Raw genomic sequence first — 3299 nt, forward strand, 5'->3', positions numbered from 1 at the left:
GGAGGACGCCGTCCCGCAGCACGGCGATGCGGCTTCCCATGGTCATGGCCTCGGTCTGGTCGTGGGTGACGTAGACGGTAGTGGTGCCCAGGTCCCGCTGGAACGACACGATCTCCCGACGCATATCCACCCGAAGCTTGGCGTCCAGGTTGGAGAGAGGCTCGTCCATGAGGAAGAGGCGGGGGCGCCGCACCAGGGCCCGTCCCAGCGCCACCCGCTGGCGCTGGCCGCCGGAGAGGGCGCCAGGCCGGCGATCCAGGTACTCTAGAAGGCCCAGGCTCTCGGCTACCTCCATCACCCGCGCTCGGATCTCCTCCCGCCCCCATCGGCGCATTTTCAGTGGGAAAGCCATGTTGTCATAGACCTTCATAGTGGGATAGAGGGCATAGTTCTGAAAAACCATGGCGATATCGCGGTCCCTCGGGGGCACCCGGTGGATACTCTTTCCATCCATGCGGATCACGCCGCTGTCCACCCGCTCCAACCCCGCCACCATTCTGAGCAGAGTGGACTTTCCACAGCCGGAGGGGCCCACAAAGATCATAAATTCTCCCGGCTCCACGGCGAGATTCACATCCCGCACCGCGTGGACGTCGGCGGCGTACCACTTATTCACCTGTTCTATCTCCAGAGCAGTGGCTTCCATCATCTGATATCCTCCCTTGCACTTGATCGGGCCTTTCGCAAAAGCGGCCCCAAGGACTTGTCCGGGCCCGGCGTTTGGGCGTATGAACCATCTCCGGGGCATGCCCTAATCCTTCAACCCCGCCGCGGCGATCCCCTGTTCCAGATACTTCTGCCCAAAGAGGAAGATGAGCAGAGCCGGCAGCAGCATCACCACGGAGGCCGCCAGGGATACCCCCGCGTTGTCCGCCGTGACGGTGGGGAGATACAACGACAGCGGCCAGAGGGTCTTGTCCTTGAGGAACGTGAGGGGCTGCTCCAGTGCATTCCAGTACTCGAGAAAGCCCAGCACCACGGCGGAGAGGAGCCCCGGCGCTCCCAGGGGGAGCCCCACATGCAGAAAGGTCCGGAGCGGTCCCGCGCCGTCCAGCGCCGCGGCTTCCGTGAGGGCGGAGGGGATGGCGGCGAAAAAACGGACCATGAGAAAGACGGGGAAGGTGGACACCGCCCCCGGAAGGATCACGGCCCAGACGGTGTCCAGCAGCCCCAACCCGTCCAATACCAGATAGCTCGACACCATGGTCACCTGGAAGGGCATGAGCATGAGCACGATGTAGAGAGAGAACAGGGCCTTTTTCCCCCGGAAGCGGAGCCGGGCAAACGCCCAGGCGGCGGGCGCACCGATGAGGACCTGTCCCGCCACCACCGGCGCGACCTGCCTACAGGAGTTCCAAAACATCGTAAAAAATTCCGGTGAATCCAAAAGCAGCTCCACATAGGGCCGCAACGTGGGGTATAGGGGCAGCAGGGGCCACACCGCCGCCCCCTCTGTATCCCCAAGCACGGGGCCCAGATTCCCGGCCACCTCTTCCGCCCCCATGAGGGACCCGGACAAAAGCATCCAGAGCGGTGCCCAGGCGAACAGGGCCAGCGCAGAGAGCAGCATGGCGAGGAACCATCTTCTCATCCCGGCCCCTCCCTTCCCCACAGCCGCTGGAGCAGCAGAATAAGCGCAAAGACCGCCAGCGCCATGAGCACGGCCCCGGCACACATCTTGTCCACATCCAGACTGGTGAACCAATTGTTGAAGAGGTGCTGGAGCATATAGATGCTCTGATTGGGATAGCTCCCGCCGATCAGATAGGCCTCCCGAAACACCTTGAAGGAGTTCAGGAGGGAGAGGACCGCGACGGTGTAGAAGGCGGGCGTCAGATTGGGCAGGGTGATGCGGAAGAAACGCTGAAGCGCGCCGGCGCCGTCGATGGAGGCCGACTCGTAGAGGGCGGGCGGGATGGCCGTGAGCCCTGAAAGCCACAAGACCATATCATATCCGATGTTTTTCCACAGATAGGTAAACACCAGCACAAAAAAGGTCCCGCCGCTGTCCAGCCAGTTTACCGGAGCGCACCCCAACCGTCCCAGCAGCGCGTTGAAGAGTCCATGTTCGTGAAAGACCACCCTCCAGAGAAGGACCACGGAGGCCACAGGAATGGACATTGGGATGAGAAATGAGGTCTTGAAAATACCCCTTTTTTCCCGTACAGCGCTCACCAGCAGGGCCAGCAGCAGGGAAAACCCCAGCAGCAGGGGGATGCACACCAGCACAAATCTGGCGGTATTGGCGGCAGCCAGCCGAAACGCCTCGTTCCGGAGGACGGCGGCATAATTTTTAAACCCGACAAACTGACCGCTCATGGCGGAAAAGAAGGAGCGGCGCACCGCGTCCAGAAAGGGCAGCAGCACCAGCACCGCCACGGAAAGCAGACTGGGGCATAGGAAAAGCCATGGGACCGCCCCATCTGTCTCCGGCTCAAACTCCGGCGGAGGGCCTCCCGCCGCCTTCGCCGGCACGCGCCGACGGCTCCATGGCAATTTCATCTCCCCGTTCCTCCTCTCTTCTCCGATCCAAAAAACGGCGGTGCCGCTCCAGGCACCAATCCGACAGCAACCACGCCGCCGGCAGCAGCCAGAGCGGCCGCTTCACCTTCACACCCCCAAAAGGCGCAAAGACGAGAGCGATGCCGAAGGTGAGCGCCCACACGGCGCAGGCCCTCACAGCAAGTACCCGTTCTGTCCGGACCCCGGCCCGCTCTGCGGCCAAAACGGCCAGCGCCAGTGCGGTCAGAGACAGCAGCGCACAGCCCGCTGCCAGGGCACCATACCGCAGGTCCCGCTGAACGGCCGCCAAGGTCAGATAGCCCCGCAGCTTTTCCATCCCGCCCGAGAACAGCCGGACCCAGAACTCAAAATCAGACCACCGGGTGGGAATGAACCGCTCCGGCACAGACCATGGAGCGCCCGCACACCACAGGACCGCCCCCGCCCCCAGCAGCGCCGGCGGCAGATAGCAGACCAGCAGCAGCGGCGCGGCGGTCAGCGCCCGTCCCCGCTGGAACAGGCGCAGCAGTATCCCCACAGTCAGCGCCGCGCCGGGCAAGGCCGCCAGTGCGGTCAGGCCTTGGTGGAGCAGGGACAGGTCCAGCATTTGTCCGCCTGGGATCTGGTTCTGGCTCAGAAAGTGCTCTGCCTGGGTCCCGGCGTCTCCGTCCCGAAAGCGCAGCAGGAGGTTGGGCCAAGGCTCCGCGTCCTCCCCTCCCTGCACCAGAAGAAGCCCGCCGCTCCCCTTCATCACACCCCTGACATAGTAGGTCTTCCCCTTCCAGAGCACCGCCTGC

The 3299-nt window shown here is 63.7% G+C and carries 4 protein-coding genes; all 4 read right to left on the reverse strand.

Going from position 1 to position 3299, the window contains the following annotated elements; genetic code table 11:
• On the reverse strand, positions 1-649 hold a 649-nt coding region (locus ABUA09_RS18145), incomplete at its 3' end, for an ABC transporter ATP-binding protein (protein ID WP_502880791.1).
• 102 nt (positions 650-751) lie between these two features.
• Positions 752-1591, reverse strand: coding sequence for a carbohydrate ABC transporter permease (locus tag ABUA09_RS18150; RefSeq protein WP_058117410.1), 840 nt, complete (start codon positions 1589-1591; stop codon positions 752-754).
• Positions 1588-2502, reverse strand: a complete 915-nt coding sequence (locus ABUA09_RS18155; protein WP_058117409.1) for a carbohydrate ABC transporter permease — start codon at positions 2500-2502, stop codon at positions 1588-1590. The genes ABUA09_RS18150 and ABUA09_RS18155 overlap by 4 nt, the downstream gene beginning before the upstream one ends.
• Positions 2435-3299: hypothetical protein (locus ABUA09_RS18160; RefSeq protein WP_349949621.1), on the reverse strand; the 865-nt coding region annotated here is incomplete at its 5' end. The genes ABUA09_RS18155 and ABUA09_RS18160, both read right to left, overlap by 68 nt.

The sequence above is a fragment of the Intestinimonas sp. RTP31139st1_F5_RTP31139_211217 genome (genome assembly GCF_040226735.1).
Classification (GTDB): domain Bacteria; phylum Bacillota; class Clostridia; order Oscillospirales; family Oscillospiraceae; genus Intestinimonas; species Intestinimonas butyriciproducens.

Excerpts from the sequence above, each read along its gene's own strand:
- ABUA09_RS18150 (WP_058117410.1), bottom strand. The coding sequence starts at position 1,591 with ATGAGAAGATGGTTCCTCGCCATGCTGCTCTCTGCGCTGGCCCTGTTC.
- ABUA09_RS18155 (WP_058117409.1), bottom strand. The coding sequence starts at position 2,502 with ATGAAATTGCCATGGAGCCGTCGGCGCGTGCCGGCGAAGGCGGCGGGA.